The following is a 26,721-nucleotide window of genomic DNA, read 5'->3' on the forward strand; positions in this document are numbered from 1 at the left end:
CTGGCAGCTTCCCTGCGTGTGCTGCCGGCCTTGCGCAGCCGGAAATACTCCCCGAGCCCGGGATGAACCGGGCCGCCGGGCCTGCCCCGGAACCCGGCACGCCTTGCCCATTTCCGGCACGTGTACCGGTTAAAGCCCAGTGACTCGGCAGCCCGGGCCACATTACCCAACCGATCCAGAACCGAGAAGAACTCGTCCTTCTGCTCCTGCGTGTATTTCCTGCTGGTTCGTGGTGCTTCCGCTAAAGACGACACGGTCGTTGCAACTCCCAATTTTCATTGAGTGTTGCAACGACCGCTAGAACTCGCCTAGGGTTTATTGGGCCGTAAGTGACCCCGCGTTGCTTTAGCGGACCTCGAAGCCGGCCTGCCGGATGGCGGTCTTGACCTGGGCGATCATGTCCAGCGGGCCAAAGTGAAAGACCGACGCCGCGAGGACTGCGTCCGCGCCCGCCGCCACTGCAGGCGGGAAGTGCTCGGGCTTGCCGGCGCCGCCGGAGGCGATGAGCGGAACCTTGACGCCTGCCCGCGCGAGCCGGATCAGTTCCAGGTCAAAGCCGTCCTTGGTGCCGTCGGCGTCGATCGAGTTGAGCAGGATTTCTCCCACGCCGCGGTCGGCCGCCTCCCGGGCCCACTCGATGGCGTCGATCCCGGTCCCCTGCCGGCCGCCATGCGTGGTGACTTCGAAACCCGACGGCGTGGGCGCCGAACCCGGACGGGTGCGGCGTGCGTCGACGGAGAGCACCAGGACCTGGGAGCCGAAATGCCGGGTGATCTCGTCAATCACGTCCGGCCGGGCCACGGCGGCGGTGTTGATGGCGGCCTTGTCCGCGCCGCAGCGCAGGAGCCGGTCCACCTCGGCGACGCCGCGGACGCCGCCGCCGACCGTGAGCGGAATGAAGACTTCCTCGGCGGTGCGGCGGACGACGTCGAAGGTGGTCTCGCGGTTGCCGGAGGACGCCGTAACGTCGAGGAAGGTCAGTTCGTCGGCGCCGCTGTTGTCGTAGCGGTGCGCCAGTTCCACCGGGTCCCCGGCATCGCGGAGCCCTTCAAAGTTGATGCCCTTGACCACGCGGCCGGCGTCGACGTCGAGGCACGGGATGACGCGCACGGCGACTGTCATGACTTCTCCTTGTTCTAGCTGGAAGTTGTTCTAGCTGGAAGGCCTATGCGGGCGGGTGCTCAAATGCGGCAGGCGTGGATGCTGCTGACCAGGATGGCGCGGGCGCCGAGGTCGTAGAGCTCGTCCATGATCCGGTTGGTTTGCCGCTTGGGCACCATCGAGCGGACGGCCACCCAGTCCGAGTCGCGCAGCGGCGAGACGGTCGGCGATTCCAGGCCGGGAGTGAGTCCGGCGGCCTGCTCCACGAGCTCCTTGCGGATGTCGTAGTCCATCATGACGTACTGGCGGGCCACCAGGACGCCCTGGAGCCGGCGGATGAGCACGTCTGTGGCCGGGTTCTGCTCGCCCTTGCGGCCGATCAGAACCGACTCGGAATTCAGGATCGGTTCGCCGAAGATCTCCATGCCGGCGGCCTTGAGCGTGGTGCCGGTCTCGACGACGTCGGCAATCGCGTCCGCGACGCCGAGCCGCACGGAGGATTCGACGGCGCCATCCAGCCGGACCACCTTGGCCTTGATGCCGCGCTCGGCCAGGTAGCCGCGCAGCAGCCCGTCATAGCTCGTGGCGAGGCGCTTGCCCTCGAGCTGGGCGATGTCAGTGAAATCGCCAACCGGGCCGGCGAAGCGGAAGGTGGAAGCAGCGAAACCCAGCGGCAGCAGTTCCTCGGCCTCGACCTCTGCGTCCAGCAGCAGGTCGCGGCCGGTGATGCCGACGTCGAGCGTCCCCTGGCCCACATACACGGCAATGTCGCGAGGGCGCAGGAAGAAGAACTCAATGTCGTTGTCCGGGTCCACCATGACAAGCTCGCGGGTATCGCGGCGTTGGCGGTAGCCGGCCTCGGCGAGCATGGCCGAGGCAGCTTCGGACAGGGATCCCTTGTTCGGGACAGCAACTCTAAGCATGGGGTAAGTCTCTCTTGGGTGCGGAAGCATCTGTTGGGGCACGGCGGCCACGCAATGCACGGGATCAGCCGGATGGTCCGGGTGTCATCCCGTGCGGGCGCGGCTAGAGATGCTTGTAGACGTCTTCCAGGGTGAGTCCTTTGGCGAGCATCAGAACCTGCAGGTGGTACAGCAGCTGCGAAATTTCCTCAGCGGCGGCTTCATCGGATTCATACTCGGCAGCCATCCAGACCTCGGCTGCTTCCTCCACGACCTTCTTGCCAATGCCATGGACTCCGGAATCCAGTTCGGCGACGGTGCGGGAGCCTTCCGGACGGACGGCTGCCTTTTCACTCAATTCTGCGAACAGCGACTCGAAATTCTTCACGCCCCAAGCCTACTTGCTCCCGGCACCCGAACCCGTGCCGGGCCGTTGCATGACGACGGCGATGTGAGGCAACACACAGCCCCGCTTCGGCGGCGGTTGTGCGGGCTGCGGCTTAGCCGAACTGCTTGAGGGTCACGGCCGTGGCCAGAGCAGCGGTGACGGCCTCGTGCCCCTTGTCTTCGGTGGAACCGGGCAGGCCGGCGCGGTCGATCCCCTGCTGCTCGGTATCGCACGTCAGCACGCCGAAGCCGACGGGGACGCCGGTGCGGACGCTGACCTCGGTCAGGCCCAGCGTGGCCGCCTCGCAGACGTATTCGAAGTGCGGCGTACCGCCCCGGATGACGACGCCGAGCGCGACGACCGCGTCGAAGTGCGGTGCCAGCCGGGCTGCCGCGACGGGGAGCTCAAACGTGCCCGGCACCCGGAGCACCGTCGGTTCACTGATGCCGGCCTCCTTCGCCGCGCGCAGGGCGCCGTCAAGGAGCCCGTCCATGATCTGGGTATGCCAGCTTGCGGCCACGATGGCCAGTTTGAGCCGGGAGGTTTCGTCCGGCTGGAAAGTGCTGAGGTCAATCTGGGGGGCGCCGTGGCCGCTCATGTGGATTCCTTGCTGTTGACACTGAGTGCTGTTGGTGGGGCCGCCTGCCGCCGCACCGGTCCTGCTGGGCAGGACGGCAGAATGGGCTGGTGGGTGAAGCGGGCGGGACGGCCAGAAGGCCGCCCGGTCAGTCTTGGTCGCGCTCGAACCCGGCCTCGAATCCGGCCAGACCGGCGGCCGGCGCGGCTTCGACGTCGAGCACCAGCCGGTGGTCCATCCGGTCCTTCTTGGTCTGCAGGTAGCGAAGGTTTTGTTCCCTGGAGGGAACCTCGGTGGGGACCATCTCCACTACGTTCACGCCTGCCTGGGCGAGCCGGTCCTGCTTGTCGGGGTTGTTGCTCAGCAGCCTGATCTCGTGCAGGCCCATCTCCGCGAGGATCTGGGCAGCGGCCTTGTAGCAGCGCGCATCGACGGGCAGCCCGAGCTGCTCGTTGGCCTCCACGGTGTCGAACCCGGCCTCCTGAAGGGCGTAGGCCTTGATCTTGTTCGCCAGCCCGATGCCGCGGCCCTCCTGGCCACGCAGGTAGAGCAGCGTGCCGCCTAGTTCATTGATCAGTTCGAGGGCGTAGGCCAGCTGCTCGCCGCAGTCGCACCGGTAGGACCCGAAGACATCGCCCGTGAGGCACTCCGAGTGCAACCGGACCAGCGGGGCTTTGCCGTCGGCCGTGGCGGTGGGCGAACTGACCGCCAGATGTTCGGCACCAGTGGCCAGATCGGTCCAGGCCTGCGCCACGAAATCCCCAAACGCCGTTGGCAGCTGAACGATCGGCCCTGCGCTGACGGGGTGCGGCTGGGCCGCCATGCCCAGCTCTTCTCGTGTTTCCGAAGTCGTCATTATTTCTCCTCCATCAGACCGCATCAGCTGCGTCGCTGCCGTGTTGCCCCGCTTCGAGGTAGGCCACCAGATCCGCAATTGAAATCAGGGGGCAACCGTGCTCGATGGCGAAGCCGCGCAGTCCGTCCAGCCGCATCATTTCTCCGTTGTCATACACTAACTCTGCGATTACTCCCACGGGTTCCAGGCCGGCGAGCCGGCACAGGTCCACGGCCGCCTCGGTGTGGCCGGGACGTTCCCGCACTCCCCCCTTAACGGCGCGGAGGGGAAAAACATGCCCGGGACGGGTCAGCGCGTCCGGCCGGCTTTGCGGGTCGGCGAGGATCCGGGCCGTCAGGGCACGGTCTGTGGCAGAAATCCCGGTGCTGACGCCGACGGCGGCATCGCAGGAGACGGTATACGCCGTGCCCTTGGCGTCTTCGTTGACGGCCACCATCGGCGGCAGGGCCAAGGCGTCGGCCCGGTCGGCGTCAAGCGGTACACAGATCACCCCGGAACTGTACCGGACAGTCCATCCCATCAGCGCCGGCGACGCGTGCTGGGCGGCGAAAATAATGTCGCCCTCGTTCTCGCGGTCCTCGTTGTCCACCACCAGGACGGGGCGTCCGGCTGCCATGGCGCTGATGGCGTCCTCGATCGGGTCGAGGCCGGTGCGGCCTGCGTCCGTGCCGGTGCGGATCTCTTCAGCCAAATCATGGCCTGACGGGTTTGTCGTGCGGTTCACTTCGCCACCTCGCTCTTGAGTGCGTCGCCCGGAAGCGCTACGTGGGCTGCGGGCGCCTTGCCGCCGGCAAACGCCAGCAGGCGCTCGGTGTACTTCGCCAGCACGTCAACCTCGAGGTTCACGCGGCCGCCGAGGGCCTTGCTGCCCAGGCCGGTCTCGGCCAGCGTGGTGGGGATCAGTCCGACTTCGAACCAGGGCGCCGGGTCGTTGGCAGGGCTCACGGCCGCCACAGTGAGGGAGACGCCGTCGACCGCGATCGAGCCCTTTTCAGCGATGTACCGGGCCAGTCCGGCCGGCACCCCGAACCGCAGCCGGTCCCAGTTGCCGAGCCCCTCGCGCTCCAGGAGCTGGCCGACGCCGTCGACATGCCCCTGGACAACGTGGCCGTCCAGCCGTCCCCCGGCGGGCACGCAGCGCTCCAGATTAACGGCGTCGCCTGCGGCGAGTTCTCCAATAGTGCTGCGGTCGAGGGTTTCGCCGATAACGTCGACGCTGAAGTCCTTGCCGTCGATCTGCGTGGCCGTGAGGCAGACGCCGTTGACCGCGATGGAGCCGCCCAGGGCCAGTCCGTCCGTGGCGCCGGGCGCGTGCAGCCGAATAGTGGCGCTGATGTCGCCGTTGCTCTCAACGGACAGCACCTTTCCCTGCTCGGCGATAATTCCGGTGAACATCAATTGCCTCCTGCGGCGGTGTCCGCGCCGGTGCGGCGCGGGTTTGGATCGGATGAAGTAGAGGTGGCGGTTGGAACCGCCGGGGCTGGGCTGGCCGCCGCCGCGGCCGGGACCTGCGGGCGAAGGTGGAGCCGGAGGTCGCGGCCAAGGGTCTGGACGGCGCCCCCTGACGCCGGGTCCCATTCCCACTGCTGGGCATCGGCCAGGGTGGCAATGCCCAGATCGCCCAGGGCCGCCGTGCCGGAGCCCAGCAGTGTCGGCGCGAGGTAAATGATGAGTTCATCGACGACGCCGGCGGCCAGGAAGGCGCTGAGGATCCGGGAACCGCCCTCCACCATGAGGTGCCGGACGCCGTTCTCGAACAGCTCTTCAAGAGCTTCAAGGGGATCGCGGGTGGCCAGGTGCAACACCTTGCCGTCTGTGCCGTGGATGGCTGCGTCGTCAGGAATTGCCCGGTAACCCATGACGGCGCGTAGGGGCTGCCTGCCGGATTCTTCGCCGTCGCCGTTCCGCGCGGTGAGCCGGGGGTTGTCGATCAGCACCGTCTGGGTGCCCACCAGGATGGCATCAATCCGGCCGCGCAGTGCGTGGTTGTCCGCGAGGGACTCCGGGCTGGAGATCCACTGGCTGGTGCCGTCGCTGGCGGCAATGCGGCTGTCGAGGGTCTGCGCGATGTGCAGGGTGACGAAGGGCCGCCTGGCTGCGACGGCGTCGAACCAGCGCCGGTTGAGCTCCAGCGCGGCGTCGGCCGCCAACCCGGAACGGACGCGGACGCCCGCGGCACGGAGCGTCGCGGCTCCCCCGGCGGCCGGATCGTGCGGGTCGTCGACAGCGTAAATGACGTCGGTGATCCCGGCAGCAATGATCGCCTGCGCGCAGGGCCCGGTGCGCCCGATGTGGTTGCACGGCTCCAGGGTCACCACGATCGCCGCGCCACGGAGGTCGAGGCCGGCAGCCGTGGCCTGGGCGATGGCGTCAGCCTCGGCATGGGCACTCCCGGCCCCCCGGTGGTAGCCGGTCGCGAGGGGTGTTCCGTCGCTGCCAATCACGACGGCGCCCACCAGCGGGTTCGCGCCCCGCGGACCCTGCGCCGCGGCGGCGAGAGCAGCCTGCATGGCAGAGCGTTCCGCGGCGCTGAAAGAGGCTGCGGCGCTTACGGAAGCACCGACGTCGGACTGGCCCATATCGGCCGCCGCGACCGGGCGGGCGCCGCTCATGCCCGCACCGCCGCGTCCGCGGTGGAGCCGGGCTGGACTGTTGCCGGCTGGACTGCTGCCGGCTGGGCTGCGGAGCGCAGAACCTTTGCCGCGCGCCACCAGACGAAGAAACCGGTCAGGGTGAAGATCCCGTAGAACAGGTACATGAACGCGCTGGCGAAATATCCGGCGCTGAAGAGCAGCGGGACCCCTACGATGTCCACCGCAACCCAGATGAGCCAAAATTCCGTCCAGCCGCGCGCCATTCCGTAGGTGGCGAGCAGGGAGCCCATGAACGTCCAGGCGTCGGCCCAGACGGGCGGGTAGGAGCCGAGGGAGTCGAAGACGGGTGTCAGCGCCATGGTGCCTGCCACGAGCGAGGCGGCCAGGAGCAGCCGGGTCTTGTTGCTGGCCCAGTGCGGCGCGACGGCGGCGGCGTCGCCGCTGGCGTGGGCGCCGCTTGTCTGTTCAGCTTGGCGCCAGCGATTCCATCCGTAGACGGCGACCGCGATGAACATGACTTGGCGTCCGGCCTGGCCCCAAAGCGTGGCCGGCGTTGCCGAACCAAAGACATTGCCCAAGAAGACGGTCAGGAGCAGGAGATTGCCGGCGATGCCGACGGGCCAGGCCCAAACCCGGCGGCGCATGCCGCCGACGGCGCTGGCCAAGCCAAAGATGTTGCCAAGCACTTCGCGAAGAATCAGGACAGATCCGCCTACGGGGATCTGTGCTTCGAAGAGCCATCGCAGAAAGTCCATGTGTGTCGTTCCTTCCCTCAAGAACCGCGATGGCTCCGGGGGTATACGACAGCACAGTCATGCGGCGCCTTCGTGGCGCCGCAATAACAGCTGTACGTGCTTCTCTCATCCAGACTTTAACTGTCGGTACCGGAATTTCACCGATTCAACCGTTTACCGGCATCCTTCCGAGGAAGGGCGCTGGCGCGCGGGTCGCGGACTGTCACCGCCGGTTCGGACTTACACCGACCCCGGAGCACGTATGTGTTTTGTTATTGTGACACAACCCGGGCCCGCCTCCGGATATTCCTGGCCCCGCATATTACGGCCCGGGTCATTTTTGCCGGGCCGTACCTGCCGGACAGCGCTGGTCTCAGCACTCGTCTCAGCGCTGGTCTCAGCGCTGGCCGGCCGCCCTGAGCCGTTCGATCGCGTCCGCGGGTTCCGCTGCACCGTACACGGCGGAACCTGCCACGAAGACGTCGGCTCCGGCCTCGGCGGCACGGACAATCGTCTCCTCCGTGATGCCGCCGTCCACCTGCAGGGCCACCTTGAGGCCGGATCCATCGATCGCCGCCCGGGCGCGCCGGATCTTCGGCAGGGTCAGGTCCAGGAACGCCTGGCCGCCAAAGCCCGGCTCCACGGTCATGATCAGCAGCATGTCCAGTTCGCCGAGCATGTCCAGATACGGTTCGACGCCGGTCGCCGGCCGGAGCGCGAGCCCTGCCTTGGCCCCGCGCGCCCGGAGTTCCCTGGCCAGCTTGACGGGAGCGATAGATGCCTCGGCGTGGAACGTCACCGACGCCAGCCCGGCGTCAGCATATGCCGGCGCCCAGCGGTCGGCGTCGTTGATCATCAGGTGCGCGTCCAGGGGGATGGGGCTGACTTCCTGCAGGCGCTGCACCACGGGCAGGCCCAGCGTGAGGTTGGGCACGAAGTGGTTGTCCATGACATCGACATGCACGGCATCGGCGTTGCTGATCCGCTTCAACTCGGCCTCAAGGTTGGCGAAGTCGGCGGACAGGATGCTCGGGTTGATGCAGCACTTGGTCATGCGGGATTCCTTGTCGGTCTGATGAAATGGTGGTTCTGGCTCGTCGTTCGGCTCGCAGCCGGCCTTGGCCAGTATCGCCCGGCGTTCAGGCTTTCTTGTGGATGAGGGCCAGGAACATGGCGTCCGTGTGGTGCACGTGCGGCCAGAGCTGGGCGGTGAGCTCGTGCCCGGCCCCGAGGTCTCCGGTGAGGCTGACGCCGTCGAGCGCGGCACCGGCGTCGAGGAGTTCGAGGTCCTCCCGCTTGCGCAGGGCGTCACTCACGACGGCGGTGGTCTCCGCCGGATGCGGTGAACACGTCACATACGCCACCACGCCACCGGGTTTGACGGCATCAAGTGCGGAGTTGAGCAGCTGGCGTTGCAGCGGGCCCAAGTCCACGAGGTCCTTCGGCGTGCGGCGCCACCGTGACTCGGGACGACGGCGCAGGGCACCCAGGCCGGTGCACGGGACATCGACGAGCACGCGGTCGAAGGACTCCGGCTGCTCTGCACCGATGTCACGGCCGTCACCGGTCCTGACTTCCCAGGCGTCGTGCGGGACCGCCGACAGGGCCTGGCGGACCAGCTTGGCCCGGTGCGGGGCGAATTCGTTGGCCAGCAGGTGGGCTCCCCGTTGCCGGGCGAGGGCACCGAGCAGCGCGGCCTTGCCGCCGGGACCGGCGCACAGATCGAGCCAGCGTTCCCCCGGGCCTTCGCTGCCCTGGTCCCTTGGCCAATCGGGTTCCCCGCCGGGGTTCTGGCTGGGGTTCCCGCCGCCGTCGCCGCCGAGGTTGACGGCGGCCATCGCGCGGGCCACGAGCTGTGAGCCGACATCCTGGACACGGGTGCTCCCATCACGGACTGAGGCGAGCCGGCCGAGATCTCCCCCGCTGGAGAGCGCCGATCCTTCGACGAGTTCGCCCGGGGTGGCCCCGCCTTCCAGGGCTTCGTCCAGGCTGCCGACACCGGGCAGCGCCACCAGGTTCACGACGGGCGCGGCGTTGTCGGCTTCGAGAAGCTCGTCGATCTCAGCAGCGGTCCGGCCATGGGCCACCAGCGATTGACGGAGTGCGCGGACGATCCATTCCGGGTGGGCGTAGCGGATGGAGGCGATGGCCGTGGCATCGGTCTCGGTGCTGAGCAGCAGGTCCAGCCATTCCTCGAGGGTGCGGGCAGAGACCTTGCGCAGCACGGCATTGATCAGGGCCGAGGGGCCGGCCCCGATTACCGCACGGGCCAGCCCTACGGTCTGGTCCAGGGCGGCGTGGGCCGGGACGCGCATGGCGAGCAGCTGGTGCGCGCCAATCCGCAGGGCGTCGAGGATCGCCGGATCCAGCTGGTCCAGCGGCCGGTCGACGCAGCGCGCCAGGATGGCGTCATACGTGCCTTGGCCGCGGAGGGCGCCGTAACTGAGTTCGGTGGCGAACCCGGCGTCGCGCTTGTCCAGTCCGTGGTGCCGGATGCGGGCGGGCAGTACCAGGTTCGCGTAGGCGTCCTCGGCGGCCACGGCGCGGAGCACTTCAAAGGCGACCAGCCGGGCAGGATCGGCCCGTCGGGTGCGTTGCGAAGGGGCGCTCTCGGTAAAGCTGCGTTGCGGGCCGCGGTTGCGTTCGCGGCCCTGGGCGTTGCGCCGGCTGCCGCCGCGGGCACCCTGGCCGCCCGGCTGGGAGCCGGACTGGCCGCTGCTGCGCCCATGCGGCTGCTGGCCCCTGCCGCGGCCGTTGCCGCCGGTTGCGGAGTCGCTCATTCGAATACCACGCTTTCCAGTGTTGCTTGTCCGCGCGCCCAATCAGCGGCGGCCATCATTTTCTTGCCCGCGGGCTGGATTCGGGTCAGTTCCACCGGGTGTGAGCCCGTGCCCACCAGGACTCGCTTCCCGTCCATGGCCAGCTGCCCGGGCCGGAGCGCGGCGGCCTCCGGTGCCGGCCGCACCGGGTCCAGCTTGATCCGCTGGCCCGCCAGCATGGTCCAGGCGCCGGGTTCGGGCGTGACGCCGCGGGCCCTGCGCCCGATGGCCAGCGCGGGCTGCCGCCAGTCGAGCCGGCCGTCCTCGAGTCCGAGTTTGGGCGCCAGGCTGACCTCCCCCTGCTGGGGCAGTGCGACGGCTTTGCCGGCGTCGATCGCTGACAGCGTCTGGGCAAGCAAGGTGGCGCCGCTGTGGGACAGCCTGTCCAGCAAGACGCCGGCGGTGTCGCCGGGCTGCACCGTTTCGGTGAGGGTCCCAAAAATGGGGCCGGTGTCCAGTCCCTCCTCGAGACGGAAGGTGACGGCGCCGGTGACGTCGTCGCCCGCGATCACGGCGCGCTGCACGGGGGCCGCGCCGCGCCAGGCCGGCAGGAGCGAAAAGTGCAGGTTCACCCAGCCGTGGCGGGGCACCTCGAGGGCGGCACGAGGAATCAAACCGCCGTAGGCAACGATCGCCGCGACGTCGGGCGCTGCGGCGGCAATCCGGGACGTGACCTCGCCATCAACCTTGGCGGCGTGGATGACCTCGATCCCGAGTTCGGCGGCGCGGGCGGCCACGGGCGACGGCGTCAGGACCCGCTTGCGGCCCAGCGGGGCGTCCGGGCGGGTGAGGACGGCGACGACGTCGAACCCGGCGTCAGTCAGGGCGTTCAGCGACGGGACGGCGACGGCAGGGGTTCCCGCGAAGAGAACCCTCACGGGTTGATTCCGAAGCTGGACCCGCCAAAGCTCGTGCCGACCGTTTTCGCGCGCTTCGTGGTTGTCTTTTCCGTGATGGCGTCGTAATTGGCGTTCCGGATGGCTCGCAGGGCGGCCTTGCGGTCCTCGCCCTCGAGCCGGTCGGTGTACAGGATGCCGTCCAGGTGATCGGTCTCGTGCTGGAAGCAGCGCGCGAGCATGCCCTCGCCCTCCACGGTGACGGGGTTGCCGTGGAGGTCTACTCCGGTCACGCGGGTATGGCGGTACCGGCGGACGGGAAAGCCAAGGCCCGGGATGGACAGGCATCCCTCCACCTGATCCGGCTGGAAGTCCTCGCTGTTTTCCAGCACGGGGTTGATGATGTGGCCCTCCACGCCGCCGATCCGGTAAGTGAAGACACGCTGGCTGACACCGATCTGGGGTGCGGCCAGGCCGGCGCCCTCGACATCTTCCATGGTTTCGGTCATGTCGGCGACGAGTTTTGCCAGTTCTGGCCCGAATTCCGTCACGGGATCGGCGACTGTGCGCAACACAGGATCGCCGATGATGCGGATATTCAAAATGGCCATGTGCAGTCTGTTCCTCACGGTGGGCGGCTAGGGATTCAATCCAGTTTAGTTGCACTACGCGAGGCGCCAGGCGTACAGCTGGCCGTGCCGGGTGCCTTAGGGGCTGAATCCCTGCCGTCAGGGCGTTCCACCTGGTTCACCGGCTCGTTACGCTGTGTTCTAGAGCTCCGGTCGACGATGAGGTGAAGGAGATCCGGATGGCAGAGTCTTCCAGATTGTGGGAGCCCGGAAAGGATTGGTGGGTCCGGGACAATCTGCGCCAGGCGATCGATGAGCTCGTGGAGCTGGGCTATACGGTGAGCGGGGGCCAGGGCGAGGATCCGGAACTGATTGACCCCGGGGGCTCCGCTGTGGAGACGTGGCGGGAGGACTACCCCTACGGGGAACGGATGTCCAGGCACGACTACGAGATGGAAAAATACCTGCTCCAGATTGAGCTGCTGAAATTCCAGTACTGGGGCCAGGACCGCGGATTCAAGAACGTCATCGTGTTTGAGGGAAGGGACGCGGCCGGCAAGGGTGGGACGATCAAGCGCTTCACCGAGCACTTGGACCCCCGGGCGGCCAGGACGGTGGCGCTCGGCAAACCTTCCGACCGGGAACAGGGGCAGTGGTACTTCCAGCGTTACGTCCAGCAGCTTCCGACGGCGGGCGAGATCGTGATGTTCGACCGCTCCTGGTACAACCGGGCCAACGTGGAACGCGTCATGGGTTTCTGCACCGACGAGGAGTACCGCGTCTTCATGGGGCAGGTGCCGGACTTTGAGAAGATGCTGGTCGACTCCGGTATTCACTTGAACAAATTCTGGTTTTCCGTGACCCGCCGCGAGCAGCGGACGCGTTTCGCGATCCGTCAGATAGACCCGGTCCGGCGCTGGAAACTCTCGCCGGTGGACCTGGCTTCACTGGATCGGTGGGAGGAGTACACGGAAGCCAAGCAGCAGACGTTCCTCCGCACCGACACGGACCACGCGCCGTGGATCACCATCAAGTCCAACGACAAGAAACGCGGCCGCATCAACGCCATGCGCTTCTTCCTCAACCAGTTCCCCTATGAGGGGAAAGACACCGCGGTGGTTTACGAACCGGACCCGCTGATTGTGCGGCGTGGCCGCGATGCCGTGGGCGACTGACCCAGGGGCTGTGCCTAGGCGGTAGTGCGAGGCAGTGCCAGCTCAGCGCCTTACCGGAGGTGCCAGCGGGAGCAAGGCTGCGCCCGCTGCGGCCGAGTCGGCGGACATCTCCCAAACACGCCGCAGCGCACAGAACTTCCACCAGTGATGCTTCAAGACATCGGGATTGGCCCGCTGCGGCCGAACTTCCGTTTCGCCCACCGCCACGGCCAGCAGGATTGGGGATTCACCGTGCTGCCAGGCCTCCCACTCCCCCGCCACGGGATCCACCAGGCTCTCCTCCGCCTTCATGCCGGCGACAAGCTGCATGACCACTTTGTCATCCAGAGGTTTAACGGTCCCGTCCCGGCTGGTTCCTTTGGTCTTGTAGTCGATAAGGCAGGTCCGGCCGTTGATCCTTGCCACAAGGTCCAGGGTGCCGGCGTAGCCAACCGTTTTGTTCCACACAGTGATCTCCGGGGCGATGGGCTCAACTTGGAAGAGCTCCCACCATTCGTCGAAGCGTGCCGCGAAGGCTTCCTCACCGTTGGCGGCGAGGGCCTCGCGCGTTTCCTTCATCTGGTGCGGCCGGCCGAGTGCGCGCAGCGCGACCTGCTCACAGTAGTTGTGGACGCGGTCTCCGCGCTTCGCGGCCTCGTCCCGGTGATACTCCGCCGCTTTGGCTGCCCGGCTTACCGCCTGGCGCAGCCTGGCTGGGCTTCCTAGAATGCCGGGCAACTCAGGGTCCTGGGCGAGGCTGTTGGCTCCCATGTAACCGAACCAGCCATCGAGTCCGTGGGGCTGCTGGCCGATCACCGTGGTGATGGAAGGGACGGAGAACTGTGCCGAGGTGGAGCGTGCGTACATCCGGCCATAATCAGTGGCGTGGGCAAGGAGTGGAGCGGTCATACAAAGACTCTTTCACGGGGGTCTGACAACGGTGAAAAGCAAAATGGCCCGCACCGCTGAGTCAGCGGAACAGACCATTTCGTTAGTGGGCGATACTGGGTTCGAACCAGTGACCTCTTCGGTGTGAACGAAGCGCGCTACCACTGCGCCAATCGCCCTAACGACATTGAATGCTAGCTCACTCGGAGGGATTTTAGAAATCGGCCCACTGTGCGACTGTCCCGCACCCTCGCTGCCCTTATGCATCGTCCGGATGCGGCCCGCTCCGACGCTTGGGCGACGCAGCCGAGCGTCGCCCGCGCAGCGCTCGGGTTCAACCGCGATAGCGGTCGAGGCCGTGGCCCGGGCCGTCCTGAATTACAGCCCTGTAATTCGGGAAATCGCCTAGATATCAAGGAAGTAGGGCCATCTGCACGGCGCCGACGCAGCCCGATTTGTGGATTCCCATAACCTCCTATAGAGTTCTTACTCGTTGGAACGCGAGGAAATGCCGAATGCGGCAAGGAAATGCAGCCCAATAATGCGGACGTAGCTCAGCTGGTAGAGCACCACCTTGCCAAGGTGGATGTCGCGAGTTCGAATCTCGTCGTCCGCTCGCAGGACACTGTCACGGCAAAGGTTCTTCGGAATCCTGCTTACACGGTGGGTTGGCCGAGAGGCGAGGCAGCGGCCTGCAAAGCCGTATACACGGGTTCGAATCCCGTACCCACCTCGGTGAAAACCATGGTTTCCGGTTTCGGCCGGATAAAATGGGCGATTGGCGCAGCGGTAGCGCGCTTCCCTGACACGGAAGAGGTCACTGGTTCGATCCCAGTATCGCCCACCAAAGCAAGGCAACTTGCTTGATGCAGTACCACCGGCCAGGCCGGCATGGACTTCATATTGCGGACGTAGCTCAGCTGGTAGAGCACCACCTTGCCAAGGTGGATGTCGCGAGTTCGAATCTCGTCGTCCGCTCTCTTGTGTAAAAGATTCAAACAATTCCACTCCGGATTCTTCCGGTTGCGGGCGATTGGCGCAGCGGTAGCGCGCTTCCCTGACACGGAAGAGGTCACTGGTTCGATCCCAGTATCGCCCACCATTAAGCAGCTCCTCTGGAGCTGCTTTTTTTGTGCCATTAAGCCCCCTCCCCTGGTCCGCTCGCAGGGCAACCACCGGGTCACAAGACTCTTGACAGCAGCCGCCGCGAACTGGGTCAGCCCTTGGCATGATCCGGAGCGGCAGTTACTATCGAATCCGGAGGAGCGATCTGGCTCCGCGACCGAAGGGAGGTGCCTGTGGGATTACTTGACGATCTGAAGGGCAAGGCTCAGCAAGTCATTGGTGGCAACGAACAGGCCATCAAGGATGGCATCGATAAGGCCGGCGATTTCGTCGACTCGAAGACCGGCGGAAAGTACGCCGATAAAATCGATGCAGCGCAGAGGGGCGCCTCTGGCTTCGTGGATCAAGCTGACGACAGGCCGAACACGGCACCCGTCGCCGAGCAGCGTCCCGTCGTGGATGAGCCTCCTGCAGCCGGGGAACCCCGGCAGCCGGGCCTCTGACCCAGGTACGTCAGCGAAGTGTCGGTCCCGCCGAGAGGCGGCGCCGGCACTTCGGCATTTAACGGCGCCGAAGCAAAGGTAACGGCGCCGAATCAAACAACGCGGGGTCACTTCCAGCCCATTCGGCAGCTCCGATTGGGCTGGAAGTGACCCCGCGTTGGTTTAAGACGGTCGGGTCCTAGGAGGGTTCGTGGTTCTGTCCCTCGCGGGCCAGCGCGGTAAGCCTGGACACGGCGCGGAAGTACTTTTTCATGTACCCGCCGGTCATCATTTCCTCGGTGAAGAGCTTGTCGAACGGTACACCGCTGGCCAGGATGGGCACGTCCTTGTCGTACAGCCGGTCCGCCAGCACCACGAACCGCAGCGCCACCGCCTGCTCGGTGATCGTGTGCACGTTTTTCCACACAACACCTTCGATCCCCTCCAGCAGCTGGCGGTAACGGCTCGGGTGCACGCCGGCCAGGTGGTTGATCAGGGTGCTGAACTCGTCGCGGGCAACTGTCTTGCCGTCGAATTCGGCATGCATGTGGTGCGTCAGGTCGTCATTACGCAACGGGGCTGGCGCCGCCGGCAGGCCGCGATGGCGGAAGTCCTCGCCGTCAATCCGCACGACGTCGAACTGGTCCGCCAGCACCTGGATCTCGCGCTGGAAGTCGACGGCGGCAAAGCGCCCGTCGCCGAGGGAACCCGGCAGCGTGTTCGACGTCGCAGCGAGCTTCACGCCGGCGTCGGCGAGTTCGCGCATGAGCCGGGACATCAACACGGTGTCACCCGGGTCGTCGAGTTCAAACTCGTCGATGCACACAAGCTTGTAGTGGCTCAGGGCCTCGACGGTCTTGCGGAAGGACAGGGCGCCGACGAGGTTGGTGTATTCAACGAAGGTGCCGAAGGCCTTGGGACCGGGGGCGGCATGCCACAGCGATGCCAGCAGGTGGGTCTTGCCGACGCCGAATCCGCCGTCGAGGTAGATGCCCGCCCGGGTGGTGTCCTTCTTGCCGAAGAGCCGCTTGAAGAGGCCGTCGCCGTCGCGCGCGCCCACACCCGACGCGAAGTGCTGGAGGGCGTGCACCGCATGTGCCTGGCTGGGCTGGGCGGGGTCGGGCCGGTAGCTGGAAAACGACACCTCGCCGAACCGCGGCGACGGATAGAACCCGTTGAGGAGTTCGTCCACGGAAACTGCCGGCGTACGGGCGGCGAGCTGTTCGATCTGTACCAAGGTGGTCCGTTCTGCTGGTCTCTTGTCCCCAGCAAGAATACCGGCAAAGCCAAGCGGCCCCGCGTGCGCCCGATGCGACCCGGCGGCCGGCGTGAGCAAGACCACATTTCCCCGTGTTAACGGGGTGGAGCATTCCCGCTGGCCCGTGACTAGTGTTGTAACAGGCCCGGCACCGCTAACGCTTGACTGTGCCAGGCCTCCTGACCGCTTCAGTGAAAGGCCATCATCATGCCCTACCCCGTTGAGCAGAACGACAAGTTCGCCGCCTACGCCCACCCGGGGCGGCTGGTATCCACCGAGTGGCTCGCCACGGAGATTGAAGCCGGTGCCCTCGACGGCGGCAAACTCGTGGTGGTCGAATCCGACGAGGACGTGCTGCTGTATGAAACCGGGCACATCCCCGGCGCGGTGAAGATCGACTGGCACACGGACCTGAACGACGAAGTCGAGCGCGACTACATTGACGGCTTGGCCTTCGCCGCCCTGGCCGAGGCCAAGGGCATCTCCCGCGACAGCACCGTGGTCATTTACGGCGACAAGTCCAACTGGTGGGCAGCCTACGCGCTGTGGGTCTTCACGTTGTTTGGCCACGAGGACGTCCGGCTGCTGGACGGCGGCCGGGACAAGTGGATTGCCGAGGGCCACGCCCTTTCCACGGAAACCACCGTTCCGACCCCCGGCACCTACCCCGTCGTGGAACGCAACGATGCCCCGATCCGCGCCTTCAAGGAAGACGTCCTGGCGCACTTGGGCAAGCCGCTGATCGACGTCCGCTCCGCCGAGGAATACACCGGCCAGCGGACCCACATGCCGGCCTACCCGGAAGAAGGGGCGCTGCGCGGCGGCCACATCCCGACCGCGGCCTCCATCCCCTGGGCCCGCGCGGCTGCCGGCGACGGCACTTACCGGAACCGCGGCGAGCTGGAGGCGCTGTACCTGGGCGAGGCAGGACTCAAGCCGGGCGACGACGTCGTTGCCTACTGCCGGATCGGCGAGCGTTCCAGCCACACCTGGTTTGCGTTGAAGTACCTGCTGGGCTTCGACACCGTCCGGAACTACGACGGTTCGTGGACCGAGTGGGGCAACGCCGTGCGTGTTCCGATCGCCAAGGGAGCCGAACGCGGGACCGTCCCGGCCGGCTACTAGGCGTACAGAGCAAAGTGTCCAGCCAGGCACCCGGAGCCAGGCAAACTCAGCCAGGCACCGGCGGCAGGTTTCCTCAGCCAGGGGCGGGGGCGACCGGGACACATTTGCGCACCTGCGTAAGCTGGGAGTGATGAATACTTCTGCCCTCCCCGCCACACTGGCGGACATTGTTGACGACTTCCAGGCCCTGACCGAACCCGAAAGGCTGCAGCTGCTCCTGGAGTTCTCGCATGGACTCCCGGAGCTTCCGGAGCGGCTGCGCGACCACCCCGAACTGCTTGAGCAAGTGGTGGAGTGCCAGACGCCGCTGTTCCTCACTATCGAGACGGAACCGGCCGACGGCGGCGCACCGGAGCGCGTCCGGCTTTACTTCAAGGCGCCCAAGGAAGCCCCGACCACCCGCGGCTTCGCCGGGGTGCTCCACGAGGGGCTCGACGGGCTTAGTGCCGCGGAGATCCTGGCGGTCCCGGACGACATGCCCGAACAGCTGGGCCTCACCCGGGCCATCACTCCCCTGCGCATGCGCGGCATGACGGCCATGCTGGGCCGGATCAAGCGCAAAGTTGCCGCTTTGGCGTCCCGGCCGTCGCCGGCGCAGGCCTGACCTTCGGCGCCGGGAAACCAAGCCAGCATGGCCCGCAAGCAAGCGTCACAGGGAACTCCGGCCACCGCAGCACTCGCGGCGGCCGGGGTTCCTTTTATTGCCCACCCGTACCCGCATGATCCGGCGGTCGCGAGCTACGGCCTCGAAGCCGCGGACGTGCTGGGGATCGACCCTGCGCGGGTGTTCAAGACACTGATGGTCGACGTCGACGGCCGCCTCGCCGTCGGCGTCGTGCCCGTGAGCGGAAACCTGGACCTCAAGGCGATGGCGGCCGCCCTGGGTGGCAAGAAGGCCGCGATGGCGGACCCTGCCGCCGCACAGCGACGGACCGGCTACGTGCTTGGCGGTATTTCGCCGCTGGGGCAGCGCCAGTCCTCCCCCACGGTGGTGGATGAGAGCGCCCTGTTGCTGGAGACCATCCTGGTTTCGGGTGGCCGGCGCGGGCTGGACATCGAGCTGGCTCCGGCGGAGCTCATTCGGCTGACGGCGGCCCGCACCGCCAGGATCGGGACCCGGCACAACTGAGCGCCCTTCCCGTCGAAACGACAGATCAGGTCGGGGTGGAGGTCCCGGCCGCGGGTTCCTGGTCCCCCGGATTGGCGCGGGGCGCCAGCTGCTGCCGCAGCCAGGCCGTGACCAGCCGCTCCCAGCGCTCCGGATCCACGTTCCATTCCTTGGTGTGCAGGGCCGTGTCGAAAGCTTCGAACGTGACCATCTCCGGATTTTTCTCGGCCAGCGCGGCGGACGGCCCGTACGGGACGTATTCATCATCCACGCTATGCACAACCAGGGTCGGCGTCCGCAGCTCCACTGCCCTTGAGACCCAGTCCATGGCCTTGAGGTCCACGGGCGCGGCCAGCCCGGTCAGCCGCCGGCCCATGGGGTGGCTGAGCATCAGCTGCCCATAGCGGCCCACGGACGACGGGATCCGGTTCAGCGCCGCATGGTGGGCCAGCACATTGACCCAGTCGATCACCGGGGCGTCCAGGACCAGTGCCCGGATCAGCTGGCGATGCCGCGAGAGGTCGGCCGTCTGGAGGCAGATCGCGCCGCCCATCGACCAGCCGAACAGGACCACCTCGCGGGCGCCCTGCTGGAGGGCATAGGCGATGGCGGCCTCGACGTCGCGCCACTCCGTGGAACCGAGGCCGTAGCGCCCGTCGCTGGCCGATGGCGCAAGGCCGTCATTGCGGTACGAGATCAGCAGGCTGGGCATGCCCAGTTCCCGGGCCGTCCGGACGGCCCGCAGGCCTTCCTGCCGGGTGGCGCCGCGTCCGTGCACCATGATGGCCCAGACCCCGGCGGCGACATCGTCCGGCGCCTCCTCGGCCCGGATCAGCCAGGCAGGCGCCGTCCCGCCTTCGACGTCGATCAGCACGTCCTCGGCCGCAACACCGACCGCGGCAGGATCAGGAAACGCCGCGCCGCTCCACCAGCCGCGCCGGGCGTTGGCCATGTCCCCGCTGTAGACGGTCTCGACTTCCCGCAGTACGGTGCGTTCGGCCGGCGAGTACGACACGATCCGGCCGATCCGGGCGTGCCCCAGGCCGCCGTCGAAGAAAAACCCGTACACGCCGTCCACAGTGGACTCGGGAGTTGCGGCGAAGATGGCCTGCTGCCTGTGCCCGTCGCGGATCACGGCCAGCACCTCCTGGTCCGGGGCGCGGAACCTGGCCGGAGTGATGACGCGGCGGGCGAAGTACAGCGCCAGGGCGGATGACCCGGCAGCAAGGACGCCCGCGGCGGCGCTGCCTCCGATGATGCCGCCCAGCGCCCACTTGGCGCTGCCAGAGGCTGCAGTGAGGGCCGGGGCTGGGGCAGCGGGCGTCGCCGTTCCGCGGGCGGCGGTCCGGTGGAGGTCCGGCAGGAGGCGCAGGGAGGATGCCATGGCACCATTCTGACGGACGGGCGCCGCAACCTCGGTATTGCCGCTGCTATGGCATCCGCGGTTCAGGCGAGCGCTGTTCAGGCGGGCGCTGTTCAGGCAGCATCGCCCCCCCCCCGCGGAAGGGACACGGCGTGAGCCGCCAGGACAGAACCATGCAGGCCAACAGCAGCGCGACTAGGCTGGGGGCATGAGTGATCCAATCGTCATATTGACAGAAGAGCCCCTGAGCGCGGATGACCGAGTCAACATTGAGACCTTGATTGCCGACGGTGACGCGCCCCTGCTGGTACTGGTTCCAGCCAATACCGAGCGGCATCTGGTGGTGGATTTCCTGGAGAACCTTTCCATGCTCGAAGTCGCCAAAGCCTTCCGTGATCTGACGGCACACTCCGACCCCGCCGCGGAGCGGGCAGCTGCCGCCGACACCCTGGCAGCCTCGCTGGCGGCGCTGGCGGGCCTGGGCGGGGGCGTCTCCGGCGAAATCGTCGAGGGCAAGGCCGTCGACGGCCTGGTTGCCAAGGTTAAAGACCTCAGCGCCGGTCAAGCGGTGGTGATCACCCGTCCGCACGCCGTCGCCGACACCTTCCACACCGACTGGGCGACGAAGGCGCAGGACAAGCTTGGACTGCCCGTCCTGCATCTGTACGCGGGTTCGGGATTTATCGGCGACTCCTGAGCGTTATTCAAGCTATGAGCATCTTCAACCACAAGTCCAAGACCATGCCCGTGGCAGTGCCCTCTCCCGGGACTACCGAGAATGACGCCCCCACCGCCAGCGCGCAGCAGGCGCCGGTCGAAAAGTCGGATTCCCAGTGGCGCCAGGAGCTGTCTGCGGAGGAGTACCACGTGCTGCGCCAGGCCGGCACCGAGCGGCCCTACACCGGGGAATACTGGGACACCCACACCAAGGGCGTCTACAAGTGCCGGGCCTGCGGCAGCGAACTTTTCACGAGCAACGAAAAGTTTGATTCGCACTGCGGCTGGCCTTCCTTCTGGGCACCGCTCGCCGAGGGCACCGTGCGCTACATCCACGACCGCAGCATGGGCATGGAGCGGGTGGAAGTCCGTTGTGCCACGTGCGATTCCCACCTGGGCCACGTGTTCGACGGTGAAGGCTACGGCACGCCCACGGACCAGCGGTACTGCATCAATTCGGTCTCCCTCAAGCTCGTTCCCGCCGAGGACGCCGGGCAATAGTCCTGCGCCAGGGGCACTCGTCCCGGCGCCGCCGGGCAATAGCCGTCTCACAACCCGGGACCGGCAGCCCCTTGTCTCCTTCCGCTGGAGCGGCTGTTCGCAGCCCAATGCCACAGAGATTCTTACGCTCAACCCGGTTGTGCGTTAGAGATGCTTTTTGCTTGCTACGCTCGATCTAGATCCAGCGACACGCTCCACAGCAACCAGAAAGGCGACCGTCGACGATGACCACGACCGCTCTCACCGCCCCCGCCCCGCTCACGGCCAGCAACCCGCAGTGGCTTCAGCTCAAGGCTGCCGCCACCGCTTTGCAGGCCCTTCAGGTCCAGGACGGGTCCGTGCCGGATGCCGCAGCCCATGAAGCCGCGGCCGGGTACGTCGAAACCATCACCGCAGCAGTCTCTGCCCTGGCCCCGTCCTTTCCGCACGACGCCCGCTACCTTGAGCTGCTCGTCGCCGACTTTGGCCGCTGGGCGGACGGCGGCTTTGGCGTGCCGGACTTCCTGGATTCGCTGCAGGCCTTCCAGCCGCAGCAGCACCGGGTCAACGGGCTCCAGCACCTCGTCGTCTTCCCCATGTACACCCAGAACGGCAGCAGCAACCGCTTCGTCGAGGCCGTGTTGATCGAGGTCATCTGGCCTGAGTTCATCGGGGGACTCGAAGAGGGCGAATACTCCAACAAGCTCTTCGTCCCCATCCGCTTCCTCGACTTCACCCCCGGCTACGACACGAACTCCGCCGTCCTCTTCCCCGAGAGCGTCGCCGTCCGCCACACCCCGACCTTCACGTGGGGCGCGATCTTCGCCGACCGCGAGGCAGCCCGCTTCCGCCGCGTGCTGCGCGCCGCCGCCGAAATCACCTCGCTGCAGCTCCCCGACGACGCGGCGGCACTGCTGGAGGACCAGGGCCTCACGCAGGAAACTTTCGTCATGTGGGACCTGATCCATGACCGCACCCACATGCGCGGGGACCTGCCTTTCGACCCCTTCATGATCAAGCAGCGCATGCCGTTCTTCCTCTACTCCCTTGAGGAGCTGCGCTGTGACCTCACCGCCTTCCGCGAGTCGGTGAAGATCGAGAAGGACGAGGACGCCGACCCCGAGGCCCGCCGGCAGGCCAAGCTGGTCCAGTACGCCGTGATCTTCGACCGCATCTTCCGCTTCGCGATCACCGGGAACCGGGTCCGGAACTATGACGGCCTCGGCGGCCAGCTGCTCTTCGCCTGGATGCACCAGCACCACGTCCTGCACTGGACCGACAGTAAGCTCAGCATCGACTGGGACGAGGCTGCCGGCGTCGTGATTGAACTCGGTGCCCGGATCGAGGAACTGTACTGGCGCTCGATTGACCGGCCCAAGACGGCCCACTGGCTGGCCGCCTATGAGCTCATCTCCGGCACGGTCACACCCCACCCGGCCTCCGTCTGGGCCAAGGGTCCCGATGCCCTCCCCCTGGCCGGCCCGCCCCGCGGCCTGACGGACCAGGTCCTCGACGACGAATTCCCGCTGTCCATGTTCTACGAGGCCCTCGAGAAAAAGATGCGGCCTGTCATCGAATCTACCGCCGGCATCATCGGCTCTTCGGATACACGTGCAGCCACCGGCGGCGGCTTGAACGCCGGATGAGCGCCGGACGCGCTTTGAACGTGCTGGTCACCGGCGGCAGCGGGCCGTCCGGGATCGCCACGGCCCGCGCCTTGCGCAATGCCGGCCACGCGGTCTTCACGGTCGGCTCCGATGCCGCCCGCATCGAGGCCGCCGCCGCCGAGGCCGGCGGCGGGGTCACGCCGCTTGTCTGCGACCTCGCCAGCCTGACCGACGTCCATGCCCTGCGTGCGACGGTGGCCGGCGCGGCCGGAAGGGTCGACGGCGTCATTCACCTCGTGGGCGGCTGGCGCGGTGCCAAGGGCATCACGGACCAGAGCGACGAGGACTGGGATTTCCTGGAACGCAATGCCGTCACGACGCTGCGGAACGTCACCCGCGTCTTCTTCGACGACATCGCCGACTCGGACACCGGACGCTTCGCCATGGTGTCCTCCACCGCCGTCGGCAGCCCGACGGCGGGAGGTGCCAGTTACGTAGCGGCCAAGGCCGCCGCCGAAGCCTGGACACTGGCGGTCGCGGACGGCTTCCAGCGCACGCAATCCGGGCGCAAGGAAGACCCGGTGGAGCAGCGCAGCGCCGCCGTCATCTTCGTGGTGAAGGCCCTCGTTGACGCCGCCATGCGGGCCAAGGCACCGGACCGCAGGTTCCCAGGCTTCACGGATGTGGACGAGCTCGCCGCTGCGGCCGTCGGTCTTTTCAGCACCCCGGCGGCGGATTTGAACGGCCGCCGCCTTCCGCTTGGGAGCTAAGCGCCGCATCCCCGCCCCTACCCTTGCCCGGCGGCTTAACCGGCCGGCCTGGACCTCTCTAGACTGAAAGCGTGAGCAAAGAGATGACAAGCACAGTAGAAACCGCCAGCGCTACCGCCCGGCTGCACGATCCTTCGGTCCGGGGATTCGCCTCGGACAACTATTCCGGCGTCCACCCCGAAGTGCTGGCCGCCCTCGCCGCCGCCAACGAAGGGCACCAGGTCTCCTACGGCGAAGACGACTACACCGCCCGGCTGCAACTGCTTTTGGAAGAGCACTTCGGCGAAGGGATCGAGTGCTTCCCGGTGTTCAACGGAACCGGCGCGAACGTCTTGTCCCTGCAGTCCCTGCTGCCGCGCTGGGGTGCCGTCATCTGTGCCGCCACGGCCCACATCAACATGGACGAAAACGGCGCACCGGAGCGGATCGGCGGCATGAAACTCCTGCAGGTGCCGACGGCGGACGGCAAGCTCACCCCGGAACTGATCGACCGCGAAGCCTGGGGCTGGGGCGACGAGCACCGGGCCCAGCCGCTCGCGGTCTCGATCACCCAGACCACGGAGCTGGGCACCTGTTACACGCCCGACGAGGTCCGGGCCATCGCCGAACATGTCCACTCCAAGGGCATGAAACTGCACATGGACGGCGCCCGGCTGGCCAACGCCGCCGCGCACCTCGGTGTTCCGCTGCGGGCCTTCACCCGTGACGCCGGCGTCGACATCCTCTCCTTCGGCGGCACCAAGAACGGCCTGCTGTTCGGCGAAATCGTGATCGCCCTGAACCCGGAGGCGGCCCACGGCCTGGCCTACCTCCGCAAGATGAATATGCAGCTGGCCTCCAAGATGCGGTTCATGTCCGCCCAGTTCATCGCACTGCTCGAGGAAGGGCTGTGGTTGCGGTCGGCCTCGCACGCCAATGCCATGGCCGCCCGGCTGCGCGCCGGCGTCGAGGGTATCCCGGGCGTTGAACTGAGCCAGCGGACGGAGTCCAACGGCGTGTTCGCCGTGCTGCCCGCCGGCGTCGCGGACCGGCTGCGCCAGTCCTTCCGCTTCTACGACTGGAATGAGGCGGCCCGCGAGGTCCGCTGGATGTGCTCCTTCGACACCACCGAGGAAGACGTTGATTCCTTCATCGCGGCCATCAAGCGCGAACTCGCTGCCGCCTGAGCCCTGCGCGGCTTCCCCTGCCCGGCGGCGAGCCTGCCGGGCAGGGGCCGGGCCGTTGCATAATCTTCCAAAGTGAGCTCCCTCGATCAGGTTCCGGCAGATTTCCTCTTCGCCCTGGGGACCCTTCGACAAGCACGCTGCCGCAGCGAACTGCACCTGGATGAGATTCCGGCGCCGTCCCGGCTGGCGCCCTTCGCGGTGGCGCTGGGCGCCGAGGTAATCGGACCCGGCGGCGCCAACGGCGCGATCCACGGCCCGGCGGCGGCAGCTCTCGCGCCGGCGTCCGGCGGCGACGACGTCGAACTGGCCACCGGCCGCTTCATCCTGCTGCACGATCCCGACGGCTCCGACGTCTGGGACGGGGAGTTCCGGATCGTCACGTACATCCGCGCCCAACTGGAACCCGAGATGGGCAATGACGAGATGCTGGGCTCAGTTGCCTGGACGTGGCTGGTCGAAGCGCTGGAAGACCACGGAGCGCCCTATCGGTCCGCCGGCGGGACTGCCACCCGGGTGCTTTCCGAGAGCTTCGGAACGCTCGCGGACCGGCCCGACTCCATTGAAATCGAACTCCGTGCGTCGTGGACGCCGGCCACTCCAGACATTACGTCCCACCTGGAGGCGTGGTCGGACATGGTCTGCATCTTCGCCGGGCTGCCGCCTCTGCCGGAGGGCGTGACCGCCCTGCCCCGGCGGCCCCGCTGACACGCGAGAGCCGTTTCGTAGGCGCCGGTCACGGCCTTCTACGCCGCGTTATCGGTAAACTGTAGAGATCATGACCCCTAAAATTCCGGAAATCACCACGGCCGGCGCCGTTCCAGGTGCGGCTGAGGCCGCTGACACCACAGCCCACATCACGGTGGAAGGCTTCGACAGCCTGGTCCCCGAAGTGATCGACCTCGATGCACCCCGTGACGGCGTGCCGCTGGTCATTGAAACCCAGGCCGGACTGGAACGCTGCGCCGCGGCCCTGGCTGCCGGCCACGGCCCCGCGGGGGTGGACGCGGAGCGCGCCTCCGGCTTCCGCTACGGCCAGCGCGCCTTCCTGGTCCAGATCCGCCGCGAAGGCGCCGGAACCTGGCTGATCGACCCGGAACCCTTTGGCGACCTGCGCATCATCAACGATGCCCTGCGCGGCGTCGAATGGATCCTGCACGCCGCGAGCCAGGACCTACCGTGCCTGTTCGAACTCGGCATGTGGCCGGACAAGCTCTTCGACACCGAACTCGCCGCCCGCCTGGCCGGGCTGCCCCGGGTTGGGCTGGCCGCGGTCATCGAACAACTCCTGGGCTTCGGCCTGGCGAAGGAGCACTCGGCTGCCGACTGGTCCACCCGGCCCCTGCCGGAACCCTGGCTGCGCTACGCCGCACTGGACGTCGAAGTCCTCACCGAACTGCGGGAGGAACTCATCGAGCTCCTCTTGGCCGACGGCAAGCTCGACTACGCCGAGCAGGAATTCGCTGCCATCCTTGAAGCCGGGCTCGCGCCGCCGCGCGTGGACCCGTGGCGGAAGACCTCCGGACTGCACCAGATCCGGGACCGCCGGCAGTTGGCCGCCGTCCGCGAACTCTGGCTCGAGCGGGACTCGCTGGCGCAAAAGCGCGACGTCGCCCCCGGCAGGCTCATCCCCGACTCCGCCCTCGTTGCGGCGGCCAAGGCGATGCCGTCCACGGTCCCGCAACTGTTGGGCACCAAGGGCTTCCACGGCCGGGCGGCCCAGCGTGAAGCGCCGCGCTGGCTGCGCTGCATCAGCACAGCCCGGGCCCTTGACGATCTCCCGCCGCTGCACCTGCCCACCAACGCTCCCCCGCCGCCGCGGGTCTGGGCTGACCGCGACCCGGAGGCAGCCGCGAGGCTCGCCACGGCCCGGCCCAAGCTGCAGGCCAAGGCGGAGGAACTGAACCTGCCGGTGGAAAACCTGCTGACTCCGGACTACCTTCGACGGGTGGCCTGGCGTCCGCCGGCCGAAGTCAGCGAAGAAGGCGTGGCGGAGGAGCTGCAGAACCTTGGTGCGCGCCAGTGGCAGATTGAAATCACCGCTCCGCTGATCACCGAGGCGTTCGTGCACCCGCAGCCGCTCCCGGCGAAGGACGCAAAGGCCGCAGAGCCCGCAGCCTCGGACGACGCCGCCCCGCCGGCCCAGTAGCGCTAACACCAGCGGT

The 26,721-nt window shown here is 67.2% G+C and carries 28 protein-coding genes, 6 tRNA genes and 1 riboswitch; of the genes, 17 read left to right on the top strand and 17 right to left on the bottom strand.

What is annotated here, in order from left to right; genetic code table 11:
- Positions 1-345: 345 nt before the first annotated feature.
- The 13 genes from hisF to def all read right to left on the bottom strand — a co-directional run bounded on the left by hisF (position 346) and on the right by def (position 11,418).
- Positions 346-1,122, bottom strand: a complete 777-nt coding sequence (gene hisF, locus BM372_RS16370) for an imidazole glycerol phosphate synthase subunit HisF (RefSeq protein WP_090956521.1) — start codon at positions 1,120-1,122, stop codon at positions 346-348.
- Positions 1,123-1,181: 59 nt separating this feature from the next.
- Positions 1,182-2,024 (bottom strand): ATP phosphoribosyltransferase, encoded by an 843-nt coding sequence (gene hisG, locus BM372_RS16375; protein ID WP_090956522.1) that lies wholly within the window; start codon positions 2,022-2,024, stop codon positions 1,182-1,184.
- A gap of 103 nt (positions 2,025-2,127) precedes the next feature.
- Complete coding sequence (locus tag BM372_RS16380) at positions 2,128-2,391, bottom strand: phosphoribosyl-ATP diphosphatase (protein ID WP_018772463.1); 264 nt, start codon at positions 2,389-2,391, stop codon at positions 2,128-2,130.
- Between the two features lie 112 nt (positions 2,392-2,503).
- Positions 2,504-2,989 (bottom strand): 6,7-dimethyl-8-ribityllumazine synthase, encoded by a 486-nt coding sequence (gene ribH / locus BM372_RS16385; RefSeq protein ID WP_090956523.1) that lies wholly within the window; start codon positions 2,987-2,989, stop codon positions 2,504-2,506.
- Positions 2,990-3,116: 127 nt separating this feature from the next.
- Positions 3,117-3,824, bottom strand: a complete 708-nt coding sequence (ribA, locus tag BM372_RS16390; RefSeq protein ID WP_090956524.1) for a GTP cyclohydrolase II — start codon at positions 3,822-3,824, stop codon at positions 3,117-3,119.
- Positions 3,825-3,837: 13 nt separating this feature from the next.
- The gene (gene ribB / locus BM372_RS16395) at positions 3,838-4,515 is read right to left on the bottom strand and encodes a 3,4-dihydroxy-2-butanone-4-phosphate synthase (protein WP_090956525.1); all 678 of its coding nucleotides are present in this window, start codon (positions 4,513-4,515) and stop codon (positions 3,838-3,840) included.
- Positions 4,516-4,544: 29 nt separating this feature from the next.
- Positions 4,545-5,219 carry a riboflavin synthase gene (locus BM372_RS16400; RefSeq protein WP_090956526.1) on the bottom strand — a complete coding sequence of 225 codons (675 nt, stop codon included), beginning with the start codon at positions 5,217-5,219 and terminating at the stop codon, positions 4,545-4,547.
- Complete coding sequence (ribD, locus tag BM372_RS16405; RefSeq protein WP_090956527.1) at positions 5,219-6,403, bottom strand: bifunctional diaminohydroxyphosphoribosylaminopyrimidine deaminase/5-amino-6-(5-phosphoribosylamino)uracil reductase RibD; 1,185 nt, start codon at positions 6,401-6,403, stop codon at positions 5,219-5,221. The genes BM372_RS16400 and ribD overlap by 1 nt, the downstream gene beginning before the upstream one ends.
- A 29-nt stretch (positions 6,404-6,432) precedes the next feature.
- Positions 6,433-7,173 (bottom strand): nicotinamide riboside transporter PnuC, encoded by a 741-nt coding sequence (gene pnuC / locus BM372_RS16410; RefSeq protein WP_090956528.1) that lies wholly within the window; start codon positions 7,171-7,173, stop codon positions 6,433-6,435.
- 92 nt (positions 7,174-7,265) lie between these two features.
- Positions 7,266-7,416, bottom strand: a riboswitch (FMN riboswitch).
- A gap of 133 nt (positions 7,417-7,549) precedes the next feature.
- Positions 7,550-8,206, bottom strand: coding sequence for a ribulose-phosphate 3-epimerase (gene rpe, locus BM372_RS16415; protein WP_090956529.1), 657 nt, complete (start codon positions 8,204-8,206; stop codon positions 7,550-7,552).
- 85 nt (positions 8,207-8,291) lie between these two features.
- Positions 8,292-9,932, bottom strand: coding sequence for an RsmB/NOP family class I SAM-dependent RNA methyltransferase (locus BM372_RS16420; protein ID WP_090956530.1), 1,641 nt, complete (start codon positions 9,930-9,932; stop codon positions 8,292-8,294).
- A complete protein-coding gene (gene fmt / locus BM372_RS16425) occupies positions 9,929-10,849 on the bottom strand; it encodes a methionyl-tRNA formyltransferase (protein WP_090956531.1) in 921 nt (306 codons plus the stop codon). The genes BM372_RS16420 and fmt overlap by 4 nt, the downstream gene beginning before the upstream one ends.
- Positions 10,846-11,418, bottom strand: coding sequence for a peptide deformylase (def, locus tag BM372_RS16430; protein WP_218160889.1), 573 nt, complete (start codon positions 11,416-11,418; stop codon positions 10,846-10,848). The genes fmt and def overlap by 4 nt, the downstream gene beginning before the upstream one ends.
- A 197-nt stretch (positions 11,419-11,615) precedes the next feature.
- Between def and ppk2 the strand changes: the two genes are divergently transcribed.
- Positions 11,616-12,551: a polyphosphate kinase 2 gene (ppk2, locus tag BM372_RS16435; RefSeq protein ID WP_090956532.1), complete on the top strand. Its 936-nt coding sequence runs from the start codon at positions 11,616-11,618 to the stop codon at positions 12,549-12,551.
- Between the two features lie 42 nt (positions 12,552-12,593).
- On the opposite strand, the gene BM372_RS16440 is transcribed toward ppk2, so the two are convergent.
- Complete coding sequence (locus BM372_RS16440) at positions 12,594-13,439, bottom strand: cytochrome (protein ID WP_090956533.1); 846 nt, start codon at positions 13,437-13,439, stop codon at positions 12,594-12,596.
- Positions 13,440-13,525: 86 nt separating this feature from the next.
- Positions 13,526-13,597, bottom strand: a tRNA-Val gene (locus BM372_RS16445).
- Positions 13,598-13,961: 364 nt separating this feature from the next.
- On the opposite strand from BM372_RS16445, the gene BM372_RS16450 reads away from it, so the two are divergent.
- The 6 genes from BM372_RS16450 to BM372_RS16475 all read left to right on the top strand — a co-directional run bounded on the left by BM372_RS16450 (position 13,962) and on the right by BM372_RS16475 (position 14,986).
- A tRNA-Gly gene (locus BM372_RS16450) sits at positions 13,962-14,034 on the top strand.
- Between the two features lie 46 nt (positions 14,035-14,080).
- Positions 14,081-14,151, top strand: a tRNA-Cys gene (locus tag BM372_RS16455).
- Positions 14,152-14,190: 39 nt separating this feature from the next.
- A tRNA-Val gene (locus tag BM372_RS16460) sits at positions 14,191-14,265 on the top strand.
- 58 nt (positions 14,266-14,323) lie between these two features.
- Positions 14,324-14,396, top strand: a tRNA-Gly gene (locus tag BM372_RS16465).
- Positions 14,397-14,445: 49 nt separating this feature from the next.
- Positions 14,446-14,520: transfer RNA gene (locus tag BM372_RS16470), tRNA-Val, on the top strand.
- 196 nt (positions 14,521-14,716) lie between these two features.
- Positions 14,717-14,986, top strand: coding sequence for an antitoxin (locus BM372_RS16475; RefSeq protein WP_090956534.1), 270 nt, complete (start codon positions 14,717-14,719; stop codon positions 14,984-14,986).
- Positions 14,987-15,164: 178 nt separating this feature from the next.
- On the opposite strand, the gene zapE is transcribed toward BM372_RS16475, so the two are convergent.
- A complete protein-coding gene (gene zapE / locus BM372_RS16480) occupies positions 15,165-16,202 on the bottom strand; it encodes a cell division protein ZapE (RefSeq protein ID WP_090956535.1) in 1,038 nt (345 codons plus the stop codon).
- A gap of 228 nt (positions 16,203-16,430) precedes the next feature.
- On the opposite strand from zapE, the gene BM372_RS16485 reads away from it, so the two are divergent.
- The 3 genes from BM372_RS16485 (at position 16,431) to ybaK (ending at position 18,477) form a co-directional block, all read left to right on the top strand.
- On the top strand, positions 16,431-17,348 hold the full coding sequence (locus BM372_RS16485; RefSeq protein ID WP_090956536.1) for a sulfurtransferase: 918 nt from the start codon (positions 16,431-16,433) through the stop codon (positions 17,346-17,348).
- Positions 17,349-17,478: 130 nt separating this feature from the next.
- A complete protein-coding gene (locus BM372_RS16490) occupies positions 17,479-17,952 on the top strand; it encodes a SufE family protein (protein ID WP_177236048.1) in 474 nt (157 codons plus the stop codon).
- A 27-nt stretch (positions 17,953-17,979) separates the two neighbouring features.
- On the top strand, positions 17,980-18,477 hold the full coding sequence (gene ybaK / locus BM372_RS16495) for a Cys-tRNA(Pro) deacylase (protein ID WP_090956537.1): 498 nt from the start codon (positions 17,980-17,982) through the stop codon (positions 18,475-18,477).
- Between the two features lie 25 nt (positions 18,478-18,502).
- On the opposite strand, the gene BM372_RS16500 is transcribed toward ybaK, so the two are convergent.
- Positions 18,503-19,840 carry an alpha/beta hydrolase family protein gene (locus BM372_RS16500; RefSeq protein ID WP_090956538.1) on the bottom strand — a complete coding sequence of 446 codons (1,338 nt, stop codon included), beginning with the start codon at positions 19,838-19,840 and terminating at the stop codon, positions 18,503-18,505.
- A 187-nt stretch (positions 19,841-20,027) separates the two neighbouring features.
- Here BM372_RS16500 and BM372_RS16505 point away from each other — a divergent pair, with 187 nt between their 5' ends.
- From BM372_RS16505 to BM372_RS16535, 7 genes are all read left to right on the top strand, one after another.
- Positions 20,028-20,516 (top strand): hypothetical protein, encoded by a 489-nt coding sequence (locus tag BM372_RS16505; protein ID WP_090956539.1) that lies wholly within the window; start codon positions 20,028-20,030, stop codon positions 20,514-20,516.
- A 14-nt stretch (positions 20,517-20,530) separates the two neighbouring features.
- On the top strand, positions 20,531-21,037 hold the full coding sequence (msrB, locus tag BM372_RS16510; protein ID WP_090956540.1) for a peptide-methionine (R)-S-oxide reductase MsrB: 507 nt from the start codon (positions 20,531-20,533) through the stop codon (positions 21,035-21,037).
- A gap of 224 nt (positions 21,038-21,261) precedes the next feature.
- Positions 21,262-22,662, top strand: a complete 1,401-nt coding sequence (locus BM372_RS16515; RefSeq protein WP_090956541.1) for a DUF6421 family protein — start codon at positions 21,262-21,264, stop codon at positions 22,660-22,662.
- Positions 22,659-23,393, top strand: a complete 735-nt coding sequence (locus tag BM372_RS16520) for an SDR family NAD(P)-dependent oxidoreductase (protein WP_090956542.1) — start codon at positions 22,659-22,661, stop codon at positions 23,391-23,393. The genes BM372_RS16515 and BM372_RS16520 overlap by 4 nt, the downstream gene beginning before the upstream one ends.
- 83 nt (positions 23,394-23,476) lie before the next feature.
- Positions 23,477-24,559 (top strand): threonine aldolase family protein, encoded by a 1,083-nt coding sequence (locus tag BM372_RS16525; protein ID WP_090956543.1) that lies wholly within the window; start codon positions 23,477-23,479, stop codon positions 24,557-24,559.
- A 72-nt stretch (positions 24,560-24,631) separates the two neighbouring features.
- Entirely contained in the window at positions 24,632-25,264 is a 633-nt protein-coding gene (locus tag BM372_RS16530; protein WP_090956544.1) for a DUF3000 domain-containing protein, read from the top strand.
- A gap of 70 nt (positions 25,265-25,334) precedes the next feature.
- Positions 25,335-26,705, top strand: a complete 1,371-nt coding sequence (locus BM372_RS16535; protein WP_090956545.1) for an HRDC domain-containing protein — start codon at positions 25,335-25,337, stop codon at positions 26,703-26,705.
- Positions 26,706-26,721 lie beyond the last annotated feature (16 nt).

The organism is Arthrobacter sp. ov118, from assembly GCF_900116495.1.
GTDB lineage: Bacteria > Actinomycetota > Actinomycetes > Actinomycetales > Micrococcaceae > Arthrobacter.

Bases quoted from the DNA above. Each gene is read 5' to 3' on its own strand.
- BM372_RS16420 (WP_090956530.1), bottom strand. From the start codon at position 9,932: ATGAGCGACTCCGCAACCGGCGGCAACGGCCGCGGCAGGGGCCAGCAG.
- BM372_RS16515 (WP_090956541.1), top strand. From the start codon at position 21,262: ATGACCACGACCGCTCTCACCGCCCCCGCCCCGCTCACGGCCAGCAAC.
- ppk2 (WP_090956532.1), top strand. From the start codon at position 11,616: ATGGCAGAGTCTTCCAGATTGTGGGAGCCCGGAAAGGATTGGTGGGTC.
- BM372_RS16485 (WP_090956536.1), top strand. From the start codon at position 16,431: ATGCCCTACCCCGTTGAGCAGAACGACAAGTTCGCCGCCTACGCCCAC.
- BM372_RS16505 (WP_090956539.1), top strand. From the start codon at position 20,028: ATGAGTGATCCAATCGTCATATTGACAGAAGAGCCCCTGAGCGCGGAT.
- ybaK (WP_090956537.1), top strand. From the start codon at position 17,980: ATGGCCCGCAAGCAAGCGTCACAGGGAACTCCGGCCACCGCAGCACTC.
- ribH (WP_090956523.1), bottom strand. From the start codon at position 2,989: ATGAGCGGCCACGGCGCCCCCCAGATTGACCTCAGCACTTTCCAGCCG.
- BM372_RS16520 (WP_090956542.1), top strand. From the start codon at position 22,659: ATGAGCGCCGGACGCGCTTTGAACGTGCTGGTCACCGGCGGCAGCGGG.
- ribA (WP_090956524.1), bottom strand. From the start codon at position 3,824: ATGACGACTTCGGAAACACGAGAAGAGCTGGGCATGGCGGCCCAGCCG.
- def (WP_218160889.1), bottom strand. From the start codon at position 11,418: ATGGCCATTTTGAATATCCGCATCATCGGCGATCCTGTGTTGCGCACA.
- hisF (WP_090956521.1), bottom strand. From the start codon at position 1,122: ATGACAGTCGCCGTGCGCGTCATCCCGTGCCTCGACGTCGACGCCGGC.
- BM372_RS16490 (WP_177236048.1), top strand. From the start codon at position 17,479: ATGAATACTTCTGCCCTCCCCGCCACACTGGCGGACATTGTTGACGAC.
- ribD (WP_090956527.1), bottom strand. From the start codon at position 6,403: ATGGGCCAGTCCGACGTCGGTGCTTCCGTAAGCGCCGCAGCCTCTTTC.
- msrB (WP_090956540.1), top strand. From the start codon at position 20,531: ATGAGCATCTTCAACCACAAGTCCAAGACCATGCCCGTGGCAGTGCCC.
- BM372_RS16440 (WP_090956533.1), bottom strand. From the start codon at position 13,439: ATGACCGCTCCACTCCTTGCCCACGCCACTGATTATGGCCGGATGTAC.
- hisG (WP_090956522.1), bottom strand. From the start codon at position 2,024: ATGCTTAGAGTTGCTGTCCCGAACAAGGGATCCCTGTCCGAAGCTGCC.
- BM372_RS16500 (WP_090956538.1), bottom strand. From the start codon at position 19,840: ATGGCATCCTCCCTGCGCCTCCTGCCGGACCTCCACCGGACCGCCGCC.
- BM372_RS16400 (WP_090956526.1), bottom strand. From the start codon at position 5,219: ATGTTCACCGGAATTATCGCCGAGCAGGGAAAGGTGCTGTCCGTTGAG.
- BM372_RS16525 (WP_090956543.1), top strand. From the start codon at position 23,477: ATGACAAGCACAGTAGAAACCGCCAGCGCTACCGCCCGGCTGCACGAT.
- BM372_RS16535 (WP_090956545.1), top strand. From the start codon at position 25,335: ATGACCCCTAAAATTCCGGAAATCACCACGGCCGGCGCCGTTCCAGGT.
- rpe (WP_090956529.1), bottom strand. From the start codon at position 8,206: ATGACCAAGTGCTGCATCAACCCGAGCATCCTGTCCGCCGACTTCGCC.
- pnuC (WP_090956528.1), bottom strand. From the start codon at position 7,173: ATGGACTTTCTGCGATGGCTCTTCGAAGCACAGATCCCCGTAGGCGGA.